Source organism: Rhodopseudomonas palustris HaA2 (genome assembly GCF_000013365.1).
Taxonomy (GTDB): Bacteria; Pseudomonadota; Alphaproteobacteria; order Rhizobiales; family Xanthobacteraceae; genus Rhodopseudomonas; species Rhodopseudomonas palustris_J.
This window is the reverse complement of record NC_007778.1, coordinates 891,983-909,957: the sequence shown is the minus strand read 5'-3', so window position 1 is coordinate 909,957 and position 17,975 is coordinate 891,983. Positions and strand designations below refer to the sequence as shown.

The window sequence follows — 17,975 nt, the reverse complement described above, 5'->3', positions numbered from 1 at the left end:
GGGTAGCGAGGATCGCGCGGGGGGCGCGACGATGACGCCTGCGTGGCGGGCCGCCGCGCGAAGACGTAGCCCTTGTGGTCGGCGCCGGGAGGACCGGAGCCTCGTGTGAAGGGAGCGCCGATCGGCGCTCCCTTCGTTGTCGTTGGACGATGGCTCGCTCAGACGAAGCGGAAGTCGTCGGCGGCGAGCGAGGTCATCTGGACATTGGCCAGCGTGATGCTGGTGTCGGCGTCCAGCGTGACCACCACGCTGCTGCCGACCTGCGCGGTGTGCGCCATCACGTCGGCGAAGTCGGCGAACATGTCGCTGGAGAACTGCAGCAGATCGGCCGACGACCCCGTGGTGGCGAAGTCGGTGACGGTGTCCTTGCCGAAGCCGGCGGCGAACACGAAGACGTCCGCGCCGGAACCGCCGGTCAGGATGTCGTTGCCGGCACCGCCGGTGATGATGTCGGCGCCCGACCCGCCCTTCAGCGTGTCGTTGCCGGCACCGCCGGTGACATTGTCGTCGCCGGAGCCGGCATCGACATTGTCGTCGCCGTCGCCGGCCGCGATCACGTCGTTGCCCGAGCCGCCCTTCAGCGTGTCGTTGCCGAGGCCGCCATCGACGATGTCGTTGCCCGAACCGCCGTCGATCGCGTCGTTGCCTTCGCCGCCGGAGAGCGTGTCGTTGCCGTTGCCGCCGGTGATGGTGTCGTTACCGGCACCGCCGTCGAGGCTGTCGTCGCCATTGCCGCCGGTGATGACGTCGTTGCCGGCGCCGAACACGAAGCTCTCGATCGAGCTGAAGTGATCGGTGCCGATGCCGGCGCCGCTGACGGTGCCGCTCACCAGATTGAGCGTCACCGCACCAGTGGCCTCGGACAGGTCGAGCGTATCGAAGCCCGCGCCGCCGTCGATGGTGTCGTCACCGGCGCCGGCGATGATCAGGTCATTGCCGAGACCGCCGTTGAGGACGTCGTTGCCGTCGCCGCCATTGATCGTGTCGGCACCGTCGCCACCGTCGATGACGTCGTTGCCGGCCTGGCCGAACAGCTGGTCGTCACCGGCGCCGCCGTCGATCGTGTCGTTGCCGTTATTGGCGTAGATCCGATCGTTGCCCTCGCCGCCGACGACGGTGTCGTTGCCGAACGAGGTGTAGATCTCGTCGTTGCCGGCACCGCCGTCGATCTCCATGTTGGTGGAGATCCAGTCGTTGGAGATCAGCAGGTCGTTGCCGTCGCCGAGCAGGATCTGGCCCTGGATGTCGGAGCCGATCCAGATGTTGACGAAGTCGTCGCCGGCGCCGAGATCGACATCGCCGACGATCTTGCCGGTGTTGCCGAGCTTGTCGTTGCCGTCGCCGAAGGTCACGTCGCCGGTGATGACGCCGGAGCTCTGGTTGATCAGTTCGTCAGTGCCGGCGCCGAGCAGGACGTCGCCGGTGATGACGGCGCGGTTGACGAGAAGATCGTCACCCTCGCCCATGTTGACCGCCGAGCCGCCGGTGGCGGTGATCGAGCCGTCATTGCTCAGCGTGTCGTTGCCGCCGCCCATCGCGACGCCGCCGACGATCCGGCCGGTGGCGCTGTTGAAGAGGCTGTCGGCATAGGTGCCGACGAGGTTGATCGCCTCGTTGCCACGCAGGTCGAACCGCGCCGCGTCCTCGGCGGACACCCCCTCCGGACCGTGTCCGTCACCCTGGATCAGGCCGTCGTTGGTGATGGTGGTGACGCCCAGCGCGTTGCTGTTGCTGGAATTGTCGACCTGGATCGCACGGCCGTAGCCGTAGATCTCGCCGGTGGCGTAGTTGCGGATTTCGCCGCCGCCGATCGCGATCGCTTCGGAGACGTTCGGCTCGCCGTCGTGATAGCCCTCGGCGCCGAGGCCCGAGATCTTGCCGTAGTTCAGCACCTCGACCAGACCGTCGACGTCGATGGCGTCGCCATCGCTGTCGGTCAGTTCGGCCGAGCGGCCTTCCATCACGCCGTAGTTGGTGATGACGGCCTTTTGCTCGAGCGAGCCGTCGGTGTCGAGATTCACCGCCGAGCCATTGCGGCCGATCATCGTGCCGTGGTTGACGACGGTGACGGCATTGTCACCGGTCACGACATGGCGCGCGCCTTCCATCAGACCGCCGGCATAGTTGTTGACCTTGCCGCCGGTATCGCTCTGGAAGTCGATCAGGTCGCCACCGGCGACGAAGCTCGGATCGGTGGTGATCGTTCCCCAGTTGTTGACGACGCCGTCATTGCCGGGACGGATCACGTCGGTGTTGGTGCCGTACTGGCGGATGATGCCGCCGGCCAGGTTGTTGATCACCGCCGACGCGCCGCTGCCGTCGAAGCTGCGGAAGTCGAGGACACGGCCGTCGGCTTCCATCACGCCGGCATTGTTGACGGTGATGGTCGCGTCGGCCTGACCCGCCTGCTGCGGGGTCACCGCACCGCGGATGACGCCGCCCGCCTGGTTGTTGACGGTGAGCGAACCGGTCGCGCCCGCCGTGGTGGTGAGCGCGCGGGTCGAGCCTTCGATCTCGCCGGCATTGTCGAGGACCGCGTCGCCGCCGCCCTGCCAGATGATGGCGTTGCCGGAGACAGCGAGCGTGCCGCCGGCGGCGATGCCGACGAGGTCGTTGTTGTCGATGATCAGGCTGGAGGTCAGCGTCGCGTCGTTGCCGATCGTGATGTTGGAATACGCCGCCGATCCGTCGACCGACCAGCTGCCGCCGTCCACCACCAGGTTCTCGACGTCGACCACGACGTTGCTGACCGCGATCACGCCGGTGCCAGTGCCGATCAGCTTCAAGGTGTCGTTGCCGTCGCCGCCGTCGATCAGGGCCGGGGCGTAGTCGTCGGTCGAGACGACGATGAGGTCGTCGCCTTCGCCGCCGTCGACGCTGTCGCCGGCGCCCGCCGTGAACTCGTCGTTGCCGGCACCGCCTTCCATCGTGTCGTAGCCCTCGCCGCCGACGAGGACATCGTCGCCGTCGCCACCCAGCAGCGTATCGTCGCCTTCGCCGCCGAGCAGGATGTCGTCGCCGGCGCCGCCGTCGAGGCTGTCGTCACCTTCACCGCCCGCGAGCTGGTCGTCGCCGTCGCCGCCGAGCAGCGTATCGTCGCCCTCGCCGCCGTCGAGCTGGTCGTCGCCGCCATTGCCGACGAGCGTGTCGTCGCCGCCGAGGCCGGTCAGCACGTCGTCGCCGAGCGCGCCGGTGAGCGCATTGTCGTCGTCATCGCCGACCAGGATCAGCGACTGCGCATCCAGCACCGTGTCTTCACGATAGTCGAGGTTCTGGATGCGGGTGTCATGCGCCTTGTCGGTATCGAGCTCGTCATAGGCCGTCTCGGAGTAGTTCGCCGCCATGTATTCGGCGAAGGCGTCCTGCTCGGTGCCTTCCGCCGCGAAGGCGGCGACCTGACCGGCGTCCGGCACCAGATCCGGCGTCAGGTTCACCACATTGGCGAAGCTCGGATTGGCCGCGACGAAAGCGGCGAACGGATAGCTGTCGCCGCCGGTGAGCAGGAAGCTCAAGGTCACCACGCGGATCGCCATGTCGGCATCGACCGCCAGTTCGCCATCGGCGACCAGCGTCATCACCGGGTTGCCGTCCTCGTCGATCAGCGCCGCCGACTGCACGCGGTTGCCGGCCGGCAGGTCCTTGTCGAACGAGAAGGAAATGCCGCCGATCTGGGCGAACTGCCCCGGCGTCGCGGTCGCGGTGGTCGCCTTGACGGCATGCTCCAGCACTTCGAGCAACTGGGCCGCCGTGACGGTGACCAGCGACAGCGAATTGTTGAAGCGCAGTGCATTGGCGATGTCGAGCTGCGACACGTCGCCGGCCTCCTTGCCGACGTCGGAGTTGGCCAGCGGCGGGTTCTCCACCGCGTCGCCGCCGACCGCATAGACGTAGCCGATGGAGTCGCGGATACCGCCGCCGTTCTTGATCGAGACCAGCACCGTGCCGTCGACCTTCTGGGCGTACCAGAGGTTGGCGTCGGCGGTGAGGTCGCCGAGATTGGTCTCCTCGGTGCGAACCTCGCCGCGGCGACCTTCGAGATAGACGTCCGTCTGGCCGAAGATGTTGCCGTCCTGCGCGTCGATGACCCCGCCCACCGCCTGCGCGATGTCGTTGACCAGATCGCCGCGGCTGCCGTCGGCGAACGGATCGGCGTCGTCGGCATCGATGTCGCCGTCATTGTCGACGTCGACGGTGGTGTTGCCGTCGTACAGCGACTGGACCACCTCCTCGGTGCTGGCGTAGGCGCCGTTGACGGCGGCATTCTCGGTGTAGATCACGTTGCCTTCGGCGTCGAAGTCGACGACCAGGCGGCCGACATAGGAGTATTCGCCGGAGGTGTTGACGATCAGCGTGGTGTTGCCGTCGGCGTTCGCGGTGACGATCGGATAGGTGCCGGCCGCGGTGTCGCCGGCGCGGAGCGCGTCGGTCTCGTCGGCCAGCAGCGTGTGCGAGCCGCCGGCGATGATGATGTCGACGCCGTGCAGCAGCGGCGCCAGCGCCTGCTCGAAGGCGAGCTGCTGGAGATGGCTGACCAGGATGATCTTGTTGATGCCCTGGGCGATCAGCGCGTCGATGGTCGGCTGCAGGATGGCGGCGAGCGCCGCCATGTCGTCGACATTGTCGCCGATCACTTCGACGCCGCCGGTCGAGGAGATGCTCTGGACGATCTGGGTGGTCGCGCCGACCACGCCGATCTTCTCACCACCTTCCTCGATGATGGTCGCCGGAGCGATCTTCTTGCCGATGCCGGCCACCGGCGGGAAGCCGGTGTAGTTGGCGGCGTCCTGGATGGTGCTGGTGTAGAGACCGGAGAGGTTCGAGTCGCCCGAGAAGTCCAGGTTCGCCGACAGATAGGGGAACTGGGCACCGGGGAAGGACGCGGTCTGCCGGATGATCGCCGCGAACGGGTTGGTGCCGGCGTCGAACTCGTGATTGCCGATCGCCGAGGCCTGCACGCCGATGATGTTGAGCATCGAGATGTCGGCGGTGCCGAAGCCGGGCGAGATGTTCAGAGTGCCGGTGGCGAGGCCGTAATAGGTCTCGAGGGCGGTCTCGTAGACCTCCTTCAGCGAGGCGTCGCTGCCGGCGCTGAAGAACGGGCTCGGGATGAAATTGTCGCCCGAGGACAGCGTGATCGAGTTCTCGTAGGTCTCTTCCAGGTAGTCGACGATCGACGCGAAATTGCCGGCACGATCGACGGCGTTGAGCCCGGCCTCGAAGTCCGACGCATGCAGGATCTGCAGGGTGTAGGCGACGTTCGACAAATCATCGCCGAGATCGAGGCCGATGATCACCGGATCGTGGTCCGACACCCGCACCGGCTCAGTGCCGTCGAAGATCGCGGTGTCACGGCCGTAGTCGGTGTTGTAGTCGAGCGCATCGGCCTCGTCGGCGTTGATGTGCCAGGTGGTGACGCCGGTGACCTGCGACCCCATGCTGTCGTTGGCGAAGGCGTAGTCGAGCGTGCCGGTCTGGCCGTCGAACACGTAGGAATAGGCGTCGTCCTGGCGGGTCTGCAGGTTCTCGTAGCCGGCATCCTCGAGCAGGCCGATCGACTGCTCCTTGGCGTAGCCGTTGAAGTCGCCGAGCAGCAGCACGTCGCTGTCGCCCGAGCCGGTCGGATCGCTCTGCGCCCAGGCGGTCAGGGCGACGGTCGCCAGTTCGCGCTGGTTCTGCCAGTTGCCCTGGCCGTCACCCTGGTCGGCGTCGGCGCCGGTGCCGGTGCCGCTCTTGGATTTCAGATGATTGGCGATCGCCGTGAAGGTCTCGCCGGTGGAGATCTGCTCGAAGGTCACCGCCAGCGCGTTGCGGCTGGTGTTCTCGCCGTCGAAGATGTGCCCGACAGTGCTCTGGCTGAGCAGGCCGGAGAGGCCGAGCCCGGGCAGATCGGAGTCGTTGAGGATCTCGACGGTGGTGCCGTCCGCGATCTTCACATCGGCGGTGCGGTAGATGAAGCCGACCGCGATGGCGTCGCCGCCGACGAATTGCTGGCCGGGATTGACCCACGCATAGGTGCCCGCGCCGGCCTCGGCGTTGAGCTGCGCGACCAGATATTCGATCGCGTTGCCGGAGGAGCCGGGAAGGAAGTCGTTTTCCAGTTCGGTCAGCGCCAGCACGTCGACGTCCATCTTCAGGATGGTTTCGACCAGCTTGGTGGTCTGCCGCGCCAGCTCGGCGGCGGTGTCGGCGCCGCGCGGATCTTCGCCGATCACGGTGGTGGCGGAGCCGATGTCCAGCGTCTTGAAGTAGTTGAGAACGTTGAAGCCGGCCACTTTCAGCGAACCGCCGACATCTTCGGGCGCCTCGGTGCGCGGCGTCGCGCTGTCCTCGAAGGTGTTGGTGCCGGTCTCGACCGACCGGATCCGCCAGGTCGCGCCCGAGGCCGAATTGCCGGCCCACTGATAGTCGAGCACGCCGGTCAGGCCGGTGATGGTGTCGCCCATCCGCGGCGCGGTGTCGGTGTTGTAGGTCGGGCCGAAGCCGTCGAGATTGGTGATCGCCTCGTTCTGGGTGTTGAGACCGTCGTCATAGGTGATGGTGCGGGCGCCGAGCTCGGCCAGATAGGCCTGATAGGCGGCGGCGTCGGGCGCGTTCTCCTGGGTGAACTGCTCGGGGCGATCGCCGGCCACCAGCTTGATCTCGTTGAAGCGGTCGAGATTGTACTGCTCGGTGATGGTCAGCGTTTCGGGGATGGTGACCAGCATGCCCTCATAGGCTTCCAGATCCGGCTGGTAGTCGCCGTCCTGGCTCAGCGTGGTGCCGACGCTCGGCAGGTCGATCACGGTCGCCATCGAGTTGATGTCCGACACCGCGCCGGCCTGAACGATCGAGATGCTGCTGGCGGTCAGTTCGGTGAGGCCGAAATATTCGCTGATCGAGCCGGTGACCCGGACGCGGTCGCCGACCTGGACGTCGGTGGAGCCGCCATAGACGAAGATCGCCTCGGAGGTGCGGACATTGCCGTCCGAATCGGTGATCTCTTCCTGCAGGTAGAAGCCGTTGAGATTGCGGCTGTTGTCGCCGTCGCCGTTCTGGAAATCGCCGACCACGATGGCCTCGACGGTGACCGTCTGGCCAACCATCGCGCTGCTGGCGCCTTCGCCCTGGATGGTGCTGATCTTGGTGATGCCGACATCGTCATTGACGATCACGCCGGTGGCCTGGGACGCGCTGCCGACGGTGGTGGTGACCGCCGCGGAATTCGACACATTGTCGAGCGTCAGCGTGAAGCTCTCGTTCGCCTCGTTGCTGGTGTCGCCGGCGACCGTGACGGTGACCGTCGCCGAGGTCTCGCCGGCGCCGATCGTGCCCGCGAAGCTGACCGGCTTGCCGCCGACGAAGTCGGCCGCATCGGTCTGCGGCGAGGCGATGGAGCCCGAGAACGACACGTCGCCGATGGTGCCGCCGGAGCGCTCGACCGTGAACTGATAGGTGGTGCTGCCGGAATTGCCTTCGTCGTGCGAGACCGAAGTCGATCCCGCCGCGAAACCGACGACCTGGCCATCGACCGGCGTCTCCGACTCGCTGGTGACCCTGATGTCGTCGACGCCGATCCATTCGTCATTGCCGACCGCATTGGTGGTCAGGATGCGGACCTGCAGATCGGCACGGCCGTTGACTTCGGCCGGCAGCAGCAGATCGAACGGCGTCACCTGGGTGGCGGAATTCACGGTGGTCACGTCGGCCGCGTAGCCGCCCGTCACATTCGTCCACGTGCCGGACGAGCCGAAGCGGTACTGCACCGCGACCTGCTGAATGGCATTGTCCGTGCTGGCGTCGAGATCGCGCACGTTGAAGGACACCCGGACGTCTTCGCGGCCGGTGGCATTCAGATAGATCACCAGGCTCGGCGCATCGGCGGTGCCCGATCCGTTGAGCGCCACGGTCGGATTGGCGAGCGCGAATTCGGCGACGCCGCCATTGGTGATGGTGGTGCTGGCCGCGTTGGCGATGACGTCGACGGCACCGAGGTCAGCGCCGGTCAGGGTGCGGGGATCGACCGCGGTCGGCGAACTCGAATTGATGTCGCCGAGATAGCCTTGGATCGACGGCACGCCCGACCAGTTGTCGTCTGCGGAGATCAGATTGGCATTGGACCAATCCTGCAGGAGGTCGCCGTTCGCCAGGACATGATAGGTCGTCGACATCGATTTCCACTCCACTGATCAGGGATGGGCGTCGAACGTCGTCGTGTCACGATGATCGTGAACACCGGTCCGAGCAGCCCTTGGTTAACGAAATGTTAATGCGCGTTTCTAGGGCACGAAGTCTGACAGGCCCGTGACTGACTGCTAACGCGATGGTGAATTGTCGATGCCGCGACGCATTCCGGTCGGCGCGGTGATACGTGCCGGGCACGCGCGATCGCGGACTACGCGGGCGGCGCTGTCGACGATGATGTCCTTGATTACCATTGGGATGCTGCGCTCTCGCCGCCTCGGGCGCGCGCCCGCGCAGGAGCATCGTGGCCGCGGCCGTCAGATCGGCGGCACCCACGTCATCGCGTCATTCGGTCGCAGATGCCGCCCGCCCCCGGCGGCGCGGGAGTCTCTCGCGCCGTCAGCAAGGTGTCATGTGACTGACGTTCAACGCCGATAACGAAGCGTCGCGCACGGTTGCGATCATCGCCGCCGCCGCGACTTCGAATGGACAGCATGAGCGTACCGACTTCATCCGAACAAGCGCCGCGCGATCTGCCGACCGCGGCGATCGCGTCCTGCCGCAACGCGTTTCTCGCGACCGGGCTGTTCTCCGCCGTGATCAACCTGCTGATGCTGGCCGGGCCGGTCTACATGCTGCAGGTGTACGACCGGGTCATTCCGTCACGCAGCATTCCGACCCTGGTGGCGCTGTCGATCGCGGTCGCGGCCTGCTACGCGCTGCAGGGCCTGTTCGATTTCTTGCGCCAGCGCATTCTGACCCGGATCGGCGCGGCGCTGCACGCCGCCTTGTGGGAGCCGGTCGTCAGCCACATCCTGCGCTCGCCGCTGCGCGGCGGCGGCGCCAACCGCGGCCTGCAATTGTCGCACGATCTCGATCAGGTGCGATCCTTCCTGTCCGGGCTGGGCCCGACCACGCTGTTCGACCTGCCGTGGATGCCGCTGTATCTCGCGGCCTGCTTCCTGCTGCATCCCTATCTCGGCTGGACCCTGGTGGTGGGTGCCGTGCTGCTGTTCGGCATAGCGCTCGCCACCGAATTCCTCACCCGGGCGCCGACGCGCGACGCCTCACGCAGCGGCGCGGCGCGCAGCGTCCAGCTCGAGGCCGGGCGTCGCAACGCCGAGGTCGTCGCCGCGCTCGGCATGGAGCAGCGGCTGATCGCGCGGATCGGCAGCGCCAACGACGACCATCTCGATGCGCAGCAGCGCAATGCCGACATTGCCGGCGCGCTCGGATCGCTGTCGAAGAGCCTGCGCTTCATGCTGCAATCCGCCCTGCTCGGGCTCGGCGCTTATCTGGTGATCGAAGGCGAGGCCAGCAGCGGCGTGATGATCGCGGCATCCATCCTGGGCAGCCGCGCACTCGCCCCGGTCGAATTGGCGATCTCGATCTGGCGTCCGTTTCTCGGCGCGCGGCAATCCTGGCAGCGGCTGCGCAGCGCCCTGACGTCTGCGCCGGCGCAAGCCTCCGCGGTCGCGCCGGAGCGCGCGGTGCAGCAGCTTTCGGTCGACCAGGTGTACGTCGCCGCCCCGGGCACCACGACGGCCATCGTGCAGAACGCGACCTTCAAGATCGAGTCCGGTCAGGCGGTCGGCATCATCGGGCCCTCGGCGGCCGGCAAATCGACCCTGGCACGCGCGCTGGTCGGGCTGTGGCCGGCGGCGCGCGGCGAGATCCGGCTGGACGGCGCGACGCTGGATCAATGGCCGGCGGAGGTCCGCGGCGGCATGATCGGCTATCTGCCGCAGGACGTCGAACTGTTCGACGGCACGGTGGCCGAGAACATCGCCCGGTTCGATCCCGACATCGACGAAGCGGCGGTGATCGCCGCCGCGAAGGCGGCCGGCGCCTATGAGCTGATCCTGAAACTGCCGAAGGGCTTCGAGATGCGCATCGGCGAGGCCGGCGCCACCTTGTCCGGCGGCCAGCGGCAGCGGATCGCGCTGGCGCGCGCACTGTACGGCGACCCGTTCATGGTGGTTCTCGACGAGCCCAACGCCAGCCTCGACGCCGAAGGCGATGCGGCGCTGACCGACGCGATCCGCCGGGTCCGCGCGCGCGGCGGCATCGCCATCATCATCGCCCATCGCCCATCGGCGCTCGCCGCGGTCGATCTGGTGCTGACCCTCGCCAACGGACAGGTGCAGGCGTTCGGCCCGAAGGACGAGGTGCTCCGCAAATCCCTGGCCGGCCAATACAACGCGCCCGGCACTGTCGCCTTGCAGGCGGTGCCGGAATCGCGCCCGCCGACCGCCGCCGTCAGCTGAGGGGCACGACATGACCCAACCCGCCGTGACAGAAGACCGCCGCAGCGCGCCGTTCCGCGATGTCCGAAACGCCGTGATCATCGGCGTGGCAGCGCTCGCGATCGTGATCTCGACGGCTGGCGTCTGGGCCGTGACGGCGCCGATCGCCAGCGCGGTGATCGCGCCGGCGCAGGTGGTGGTCGACAGCAATGTCCGCCGCATCCAGCACCCGACCGGCGGCGTGGTCGCCGGCATCTCCGTCAACGACGGCGACTACGTTCACGCCGGCGACGAACTGCTCCGGCTCGACGAAACCCTGCCGCGCGCCAATCTGGCGCTGATCGAGAATCAGCTCAACCAGTTCTGGACAAGGCGGGCCCGGCTGCAGGCCGAGCAGAACGGGCGCGACGCCATGCCGGTGCCGGTCGAACTGACCGGCCGCACCGACGAGCCGGCGATCGCGCAGATCATCGAGGGCGAGACCGCGCTGCTGCTGCGGCGGCGCGAAGCGATCACCGGCCAGCAATCGCAATTGGGCGAACGCAAATCCCAGATCGGCGAGGAAATCCGCGGACTGGCCGCGCAGATCGATTCGAAGCGCGAACAGATCCGTCTGATCCAGCGCGAGCTCGAAGGCGTCCGGCAGTTGTTCGACAAGAACCTGATCCCCTATGCCCGCCTGACCGCGCTGGAGCGCGAAGCCGCCCGCCTCACCGGCGAGGAAGGCCAGCTGATCGCCGACACCGCACGGGCGAAGGGGCGTATCACCGAGACCGAGCTGCAGATCATCCAGCTCACGCAGGATCAGCGCCGCGAGGTCGCGACCGACCTGCGCGAGGTCGAGATCAAGATCGCCGATCTGGCGGAACGCCGGATCGCCGCGCAGGACCAGCTCACGCGCGTCGTCCTCCGCGCGCCGCAGGACGGCCTGATCCATCAGAAGGCGGTGCACACCGTCGGCGGCGTCATCTCGCCCGGCGAACAATTGATGCTGATCGTGCCCAAGGATTCGTTGGTGATCGAGGCGCGGGTCGAGCCGCAGATGATCGACCGGCTGAAGCCCGGCCAGCCGGCCAAGCTGCGCTTCACCGCGTTCGACACCGCGGTCACGCCCGAACTCGACGGCACGCTGACCCGCATCGCCGCCGACCTCACCAAGGATCAGCAATCGGGCGCCGCCTATTATGTGGTCCGGATCAATCTCGCCGAGCGCGAGCTGGCGCGGCTCGAAGGCAAGGTCCTGGTGCCCGGCATGCCGGTCGAGGCCTACATCCAGAACGGCGTGCGGACCGCGTTGGCCTATCTGAGGAAACCGCTCGAGGATCAGCTCGCCCGCGCCTTCCGCCAGCGCTGAGCGCGCGACGGGCGCGCCCGGGAGCGTTGGAGCGGGCGAAGGGAATCGAACCCTCGTATGCAGCTTGGGAAGCTGCCGTTCTACCATTGAACTACGCCCGCGCGCCGGGCCGCGACAGGCGCGGCCGACGCCTTGGTCTAACCGAGACCGCGGCTTCCGCCAAGGGGGGCCGTCGAGAGCCCAGCCGGGACGCCGACGGGAAGCCGACCGCTGCAGCCGCGCCGCGGCATGTCGGCCGGTCGACATGTCGCCCCAGCAACAGCGTTAACAATTTGTAAAGATTCCGGATGCGCGGTTCCACGGCGCTGGTATAGTCCAACCCATGGTGGAGGTTGCGTACACGATCTTCGACACGATGATGGGCCGATGCGGCATCGCATGGGGGCTCGACGGAGTGCTCGTCGTCCAGCTCGCCGAAAGCCGCGAGATCGACACCCGCCGCCGGCTGCTGAAGCAATGTCCCGATGCCCGCGAGGCCCGGCCGACGGTCGGAATCGACAGCGCGATCGAAGGCGTCGCGGCGATCTTGCGCGGCGCGCATTGGGATTTTTCCGACGTCCGGCTCGACCTCGGCGGCCTGCCGGCGTTCGACTGCCGGGTCTACGACATCCTCCGCGACATCCCGCGTGGCGAGACCGCGACCTATGCGGAGATCGCCAAGCGGGCCGGCTCGCCGGGCGCATTGCATGCGGTCGGCCATGCGATCCGCAGCAATCCGTTCGCCGTGATCGTGCCGTGCCATCGCGCGCTGCCGGTCGCCGGCGACACCAGCGGCAGCAGCGCCAATGGCGGCGCCATCACCCGGCGGCGCCTGCTGGCGATCGAGGGCGCGCTGGCGACCCGCGGCCCGAGCCTGTTCGACGTGCTGCTCACCGCCACGCCGCGCCAGGCGGATCGCTAGAGCTTGTCCGGTTCGATGAATCAGAACCGGAGCTCCGGATTCTCGATTTGACGCGTTTTCTTCGCGCGAACCGGTATCCACTTCGCTCGACAATGCTGTCGGGCTCGCGGCTTCGTCGTTGTGGTTTGATCACGACCGGAATTGCCCTAGCCTCCCCCCATGACCGCCAGCACAGTCCTGCATCGAGGCACGATCACCGTCTCGGATTTCCGCTGCAGCGCCGGACCGGACGACGTCCCGTTCGCCGAATGCCACGTCGCGCATTCGATCTCCTACGTGCGCCGCGGCAGTTTCGGCTGCACCACCCGCGGCAGGACCTACGAGCTGGTCGCAGGCGCCGTCATGATCGGCCGCCCCGGCGACGACTACGTCTGCAGCCATGAGCACCACGCCTGCGGCGACGAATGCCTGTCCTTCGCCCTGACGCCGGAGCTCGCCGCGACGCTCGGCGATGACGACACGTTGTGGAGGAGCGGCGCCGTGCCACCGCGGGCCGAGCTGATGGTGCTCGGCGAGCAGGCGCAGGCCGCCGCCGAGGGCCGCAACGATCTCGGCCTCGACGAGATCGGCCAGGTGCTGGCGCAGCGGTTCGCGACGATCGGCGGCGGCCGCGCGTATCAGCCGCCGCCGCTGCGGGCACGCGACCGCCGCCGCGTGGTCGAGACCGCGCTGTGGATCGAGGCGCAATGCACGGAGGCGATCGACCTCGAAGCCGCCGCCGCCCGGGCCGGCCTCAGCCCGTTTCATTTCCTGCGGCTGTTCTCGGCCGTACTCGGCGTCACGCCGCACCAATACCTGGTGCGTTCGCGGCTGCGCCGCGCCGCGCGATTGCTGGCGGCCGATGACGGCCCGATCACCGATATCGCCTATGAGGTCGGCTTCGCCGATCTGTCGAATTTCATCCGCTCGTTCCGCCGCGCCGCGGGCCTGTCGCCGCGGGCGTTCCGCAAGGCGTCGCGGCAGGACCGCAATTTTGTCCAAGAACGGTTGGGAGCCGTCTGAATAGGATCCTCTCCGTCGCGCGCCGGTCGCGCCCGCCCAGGAGAGCATCCATGTCCCAACCGATGTACGATCATATCGGCCTGAAAGTCGGCGATCTCGACGTCGCCGTGCGCTTCTACACCGCGGCGCTGCGACCGCTCGGCTACGAGCTGTGCTCGCGCGACGGCGACGGCGCCGGTTTCGGCCCCGACGGCGCGCCGGCGCTATGGCTGAGCCGGAGCGACGCGGCCAAAAGCAGCGCGCATGTCGCGCTGCGCGCGCCTGATCACGACGCGATCCGTCGCTTCCATGCCGCAGGCCTCGAGGCCGGCGGCCGCGACAATGGCGGCGCCGGCCCGCGCCCGGATTACGGCCCCAACTACTTCGCCGCGTTCCTGATCGATCCCGACGGCAACAATATCGAGGCGGTGATCAGCTAGTCCGTCGGAATCCGCTGCGTCCGACGAACACCGGGCGAAAGACGTGGATGGCCGGGACGAGCCCGGCCATGACGGCGTGGTTGATAGTCGTGAATTTTCAGAGGAGTCTCCGATGGCCTCGATCCACCAAAGCCTGACCATCACCGCCTCCGTCGCCGAGGTCTGGGACGCGATCCGCGACTTCGGCCGCGTGCATCTGCGGGTAGCGCCGGGCTTCGTCGCCGACTGCCGGCTCGACGGCGACGGCCGCATCGTGACCTTCGCGAGCGGCACGATCGTGCGCGAAACGCTGGTCGATTGCGACGATTCACGCCACCGGCTGGTCTATGCGATTTCGCCGAACGAGCGCGTCGCACATTATCAGGGCCAGTTCGTGGTGACCGAGAACGACGATCGGCGCTGCCGGATCGACTGGACCGTCGATCTGCTGCCGGATGCGATCGCCCCGATGATCGCCGCGCAAATGCAGCTCGGCGTCGCGGCGATGCGGACGACGCTGGAGCGCAGCGACGGCTGATCGCGCGTCAGCCCGGCGGCGGTGATCCCGCGTCCGTCACCGCGACCTGCTTCGGCGACCAGCGCGTCAGCAGCACGGCGAGCGCGGTGGCGAGGCCGAGCACGCCCATCGAGGCGGCGGCGAGCGCGAAGAAATGGCCGACGCTGCCGTTGTGGGCGATGAGCAGCCAGCCGCCGAGGACGACGAAGATCAGCCGCCCGGTCTGCGCCAGCACCGGCCCCAGCACCCGCGCGGCGCCCTGCGCCGAGAAATACAACGAGATCGACAGGCCGATGAAGGCGTACATCGGCCCCGCCGCCCGCAGATAGCGCTCGCCGGCGAGCTTGACGCCCGGGTCGCTGGTGAACAGATCGACCCACAGATGCGGGAAGAAGGCGACCGCGCTGCCGACCACGCCGACGCAGAGAAACGACACCAGCGCCGCGGTCCAGGCGATCCGCCGCGCGCGCGCCACCCGGCCGGCGCCGATCGCCATGCCGATCATCGGCACCGAGGCGATGCCGACCGCGAAGGCGATCGAGGTCAGCATGAATTCCAGCCGCGCGCCGATGCCGTAGCCGGCGAGGATCTCGGTGCCGAAGCGCGCCAGCATGTGGGTGAAGATGGTGATCGTCAGCACCGACTGCAGCGGCGTGAAGCAGGCCACCGCGCCGACCTTGAGAATGTCGAAGAACATCGCGCGCTGGATCCGCAGCCCCTTGAATTTCGGCGTCACGCCGGCGCGGCCGGAGAAGATGTACCAGGCCATCACCCCGGCGCCGACCGAGAACGCCGTCAGCGTGCCGGCGGCGACGCCCGGCATGCCGAAACGCGGGACCGGCCCGAAGCCGAGGCCGAGCACGCCGCCGAGCACGATCTGCAGCCCGGCCGCCGTCAGGATCATCAGCGACGGCAGCTTCATGTTGCCGGTGCCGCGCAGGATCGCCGCGAAGGTGTTCATCAGCCACGGCACCACCGCGCCGGCGAAGAAGATGTGGGCGTAGCTCACCGCCTGCGCCAGCACATTGCCGCGGCCGCCGAGCAGCGCCAGCGCTGTATCGCCGAATGTCAGCATCCCCACCGTGAACACCAGGCCGAAGCACAGCCCGATCAGCAGCGCATGCATCGCCAGCGTGGCGGCGCGGTCGCTGTCGCCGGAACCGAGCGCGCGCGACACCGCCGAGGCGACGCCGCCACCCATCGCGCCGCCGGACATCGTCATGGTCAGGATCACGAACGGAAACACCAGCGCCATCGCCGCCAGCGCCTCGGTGCCGAGCCGGCCGATATAGGAGGTCTCGGCGACCACCACGCAGGTGCCGGCGGTCAGCGCCACCACATTCGGCCAGGACAGCCGCAACAGCGTCGGCAGGATGGCGCCGTCGAGCAGCGGATTGGGCGGCGGCAGCGGCGGTTCGGCGTCGCGCCGCGGCGGCGGGTCGCCCTGCACCGGCGGCAGTTCGGCGACGGCGATGTCGGACATGGTTCCCCCCGGGCCCGATCTGATCTGCCGGCCTCGATCCGTTCCTATCATCGTTCCGCGGCAAAGCGATGCCCGCGCAACGCATGGGGCCCTTGGCACAGGCGCTTGGCACGGCGCCTGGGCGGCTCGGTGCGACGGCGGCGTTGCGGTGTCGCGGCTGCGACATCACGCCCGGCCGTATCAGATGATTTTCCGGGCGTCCCGCCGAACCCAACCGCGTCTGGTCGATTGGATTGGCATTGGCTTCTGCAAGCGGAGAGTCTCGATGCGCCGATCCTTCACAACCAGCCGCCTCGCATTCTGCGCCGCCATGGCGCTGCCGCTGGCGGCCTGCGGTGACCAGGCCAATTTCACCCAGGGCGAGGATTACGGCCCGACGCCGAAGCTGGCCGAGCCGGCCAACAATCTGCTGCCGACCGTCAACATCGCCAAGGCGGTGGGATGGCCGCAGGGCGCCAAGCCGAAGCCCGCCGAGGGCATGGCGGTGACCGCCTTCGCCACCGGGCTGGATCATCCGCGCACCCTGCATGTGGCGCCGAATGGCGACGTGCTGGTGGCCGAGACCAACGCGCCGGAGCGGCCCGAGCAGGGCAAGGGCCTGAAGCGGATGGCGGCCGAATTCGTGATGGGACAGGCCGGCGCCAAGACCCCGAGCGCCAACCGCATCACGCTGCTGCGCGACGCCGACGGCGACGGCGTGGCGGAAGTCCGCTCCACTTTCCTCGACGGGCTGAATTCGCCGTTCGGCATGGCGCTGGTCGGCAACGACCTCTACGTCGCCAACACCGACGCGATCATGCGCTTCCCCTACAACCCCGGCGACACGCGGATCACCGCCAAGGGCGAAAAGCTCGCCGATCTGCCGGCGGGGCCGCGCAACCATCACTGGACCAAGGACCTGATCGCCAGCCGCGACGGCGCTAAGCTGTACGCGACCTCCGGCTCCAACAGCAACGCCGCCGAGCACGGCATGGACGAGGAGGTCAACCGCGCCGCGATCCTCGAAGTCGACCGCGCCACCGGCGCGACGCGGCTGTTCGCCTCCGGCCTGCGCAATCCGAACGGCCCGGCCTGGGAGCCCGAGACCGGCGCGCTGTGGGTCGTCGTCAACGAGCGCGACGAGATCGGCAGCGATCTGGTGCCGGACTACATGACCTCGGTGCAGGACGGCGGCTTCTACGGCTGGCCCTACAGCTATTACGGCCAGAACGTCGACACCCGCGTCGAGCCGCCGCGGCCGGACCTGGTGGCGAAGGCGATCGTGCCGGACTACGCGCTCGGCAACCACACCGCCTCGCTCGGCCTCGCCTTCAACACCGGCGATCTTTTCCCGGCCGAGATGAAAGGCGGCGCCTTCGTCGGCCAGCACGGCTCGTGGAACCGCAAGCCGCATTCCGGCTACAAGGTGATCTACGTGCCGTTCCAGGGCGGCAAGCCGTCGGGCCCGCCGCGTGACGTCCTCACCCGCTTCCTCAACGACAAGGACGAGGCGCAGGGCCGTCCGGTCGGCGTTGCGATCGACGGACGCGGCGCCTTGCTGGTCGCCGACGACGTCGGAAAATCGGTGTGGCGCGTCACGCCGGCGGGGCGCGAGCAAGCGGCGCGGTAGCGCGCCCGACGCTTTCGCCGTTCGTTCCTCGATGCAACGTCTCGCATCGCGTCATGCCCGGCCGCGTGCCGGGCATCCACGTGTTACAGTGCGAGCAGCAGACTTGGATGGCCGGGACGAGCCCGGCCATGACGGAGTGATTCAATCGCTCTTGCTGCACACTTCTTGTCATCCATTCCGTCGATTGATTCTCGCGAACAAGTACCAGTCGCATCTCGCGCGGTGACTTGGCCGCTTCGAAAATACCAATACGACTTGGCGATCTTGCACTTCGCAGCCCATTAACCTGTGCCCGCTACAAGCTG

The 17,975-nt window shown here is 67.9% G+C and carries 9 protein-coding genes and 1 tRNA gene; 7 read left to right on the top strand and 3 right to left on the bottom strand.

From position 1 onward, the window contains the following. Positions 1–158: 158 nt before the first annotated feature. A complete protein-coding gene (locus RPB_RS04095) occupies positions 159–8,147 on the bottom strand; it encodes an ExeM/NucH family extracellular endonuclease (RefSeq protein ID WP_041797936.1) in 7,989 nt (2,662 codons plus the stop codon). A 498-nt stretch (positions 8,148–8,645) separates the two neighbouring features. Here RPB_RS04095 and RPB_RS04090 point away from each other — a divergent pair, with 498 nt between their 5' ends. Both RPB_RS04090 and RPB_RS04085 read left to right on the top strand, forming a co-directional pair. Next, on the top strand, positions 8,646–10,427 hold the full coding sequence (locus RPB_RS04090) for a type I secretion system permease/ATPase (RefSeq protein ID WP_011439702.1): 1,782 nt from the start codon (positions 8,646–8,648) through the stop codon (positions 10,425–10,427). A gap of 10 nt (positions 10,428–10,437) precedes the next feature. Continuing rightward, positions 10,438–11,760 carry an HlyD family type I secretion periplasmic adaptor subunit gene (locus tag RPB_RS04085; RefSeq protein ID WP_011439701.1) on the top strand — a complete coding sequence of 441 codons (1,323 nt, stop codon included), beginning with the start codon at positions 10,438–10,440 and terminating at the stop codon, positions 11,758–11,760. A 27-nt stretch (positions 11,761–11,787) separates the two neighbouring features. Here RPB_RS04085 and RPB_RS04080 read toward each other — a convergent pair. Further along, positions 11,788–11,861, bottom strand: a tRNA-Gly gene (locus tag RPB_RS04080). Between the two features lie 221 nt (positions 11,862–12,082). On the opposite strand from RPB_RS04080, the gene RPB_RS04075 reads away from it, so the two are divergent. The 4 genes from RPB_RS04075 (at position 12,083) to RPB_RS04060 (ending at position 14,599) form a co-directional block, all read left to right on the top strand. Beyond that, positions 12,083–12,661 carry a methylated-DNA--[protein]-cysteine S-methyltransferase gene (locus RPB_RS04075; protein ID WP_011439700.1) on the top strand — a complete coding sequence of 193 codons (579 nt, stop codon included), beginning with the start codon at positions 12,083–12,085 and terminating at the stop codon, positions 12,659–12,661. 159 nt (positions 12,662–12,820) lie between these two features. Beyond that, the gene (locus tag RPB_RS04070; RefSeq protein WP_011439699.1) at positions 12,821–13,663 is read left to right on the top strand and encodes a helix-turn-helix domain-containing protein; all 843 of its coding nucleotides are present in this window, start codon (positions 12,821–12,823) and stop codon (positions 13,661–13,663) included. 62 nt (positions 13,664–13,725) lie between these two features. Continuing rightward, positions 13,726–14,082 carry a VOC family protein gene (locus RPB_RS04065; RefSeq protein WP_041797934.1) on the top strand — a complete coding sequence of 119 codons (357 nt, stop codon included), beginning with the start codon at positions 13,726–13,728 and terminating at the stop codon, positions 14,080–14,082. Between the two features lie 112 nt (positions 14,083–14,194). Beyond that, positions 14,195–14,599 carry an SRPBCC family protein gene (locus RPB_RS04060; protein ID WP_011439697.1) on the top strand — a complete coding sequence of 135 codons (405 nt, stop codon included), beginning with the start codon at positions 14,195–14,197 and terminating at the stop codon, positions 14,597–14,599. 7 nt (positions 14,600–14,606) lie between these two features. Here RPB_RS04060 and RPB_RS04055 read toward each other — a convergent pair whose 3' ends face one another. Next, positions 14,607–16,061 (bottom strand): MATE family efflux transporter, encoded by a 1,455-nt coding sequence (locus RPB_RS04055; RefSeq protein WP_011439696.1) that lies wholly within the window; start codon positions 16,059–16,061, stop codon positions 14,607–14,609. 265 nt (positions 16,062–16,326) lie between these two features. On the opposite strand from RPB_RS04055, the gene RPB_RS04050 reads away from it, so the two are divergent. After that, complete coding sequence (locus RPB_RS04050; RefSeq protein WP_011439695.1) at positions 16,327–17,670, top strand: PQQ-dependent sugar dehydrogenase; 1,344 nt, start codon at positions 16,327–16,329, stop codon at positions 17,668–17,670. The last annotated feature ends 305 nt before the right edge of the window (positions 17,671–17,975 follow it).

Bases quoted from the DNA above. Each gene is read 5' to 3' on its own strand.
- RPB_RS04095 (WP_041797936.1), bottom strand. From the start codon at position 8,147: ATGTCGACGACCTATCATGTCCTGGCGAACGGCGACCTCCTGCAGGAT.
- RPB_RS04090 (WP_011439702.1), top strand. From the start codon at position 8,646: ATGGACAGCATGAGCGTACCGACTTCATCCGAACAAGCGCCGCGCGAT.
- RPB_RS04085 (WP_011439701.1), top strand. From the start codon at position 10,438: ATGACCCAACCCGCCGTGACAGAAGACCGCCGCAGCGCGCCGTTCCGC.
- RPB_RS04075 (WP_011439700.1), top strand. From the start codon at position 12,083: ATGGTGGAGGTTGCGTACACGATCTTCGACACGATGATGGGCCGATGC.
- RPB_RS04070 (WP_011439699.1), top strand. From the start codon at position 12,821: ATGACCGCCAGCACAGTCCTGCATCGAGGCACGATCACCGTCTCGGAT.
- RPB_RS04065 (WP_041797934.1), top strand. From the start codon at position 13,726: ATGTACGATCATATCGGCCTGAAAGTCGGCGATCTCGACGTCGCCGTG.
- RPB_RS04060 (WP_011439697.1), top strand. From the start codon at position 14,195: ATGGCCTCGATCCACCAAAGCCTGACCATCACCGCCTCCGTCGCCGAG.
- RPB_RS04055 (WP_011439696.1), bottom strand. From the start codon at position 16,061: ATGTCCGACATCGCCGTCGCCGAACTGCCGCCGGTGCAGGGCGACCCG.
- RPB_RS04050 (WP_011439695.1), top strand. From the start codon at position 16,327: ATGCGCCGATCCTTCACAACCAGCCGCCTCGCATTCTGCGCCGCCATG.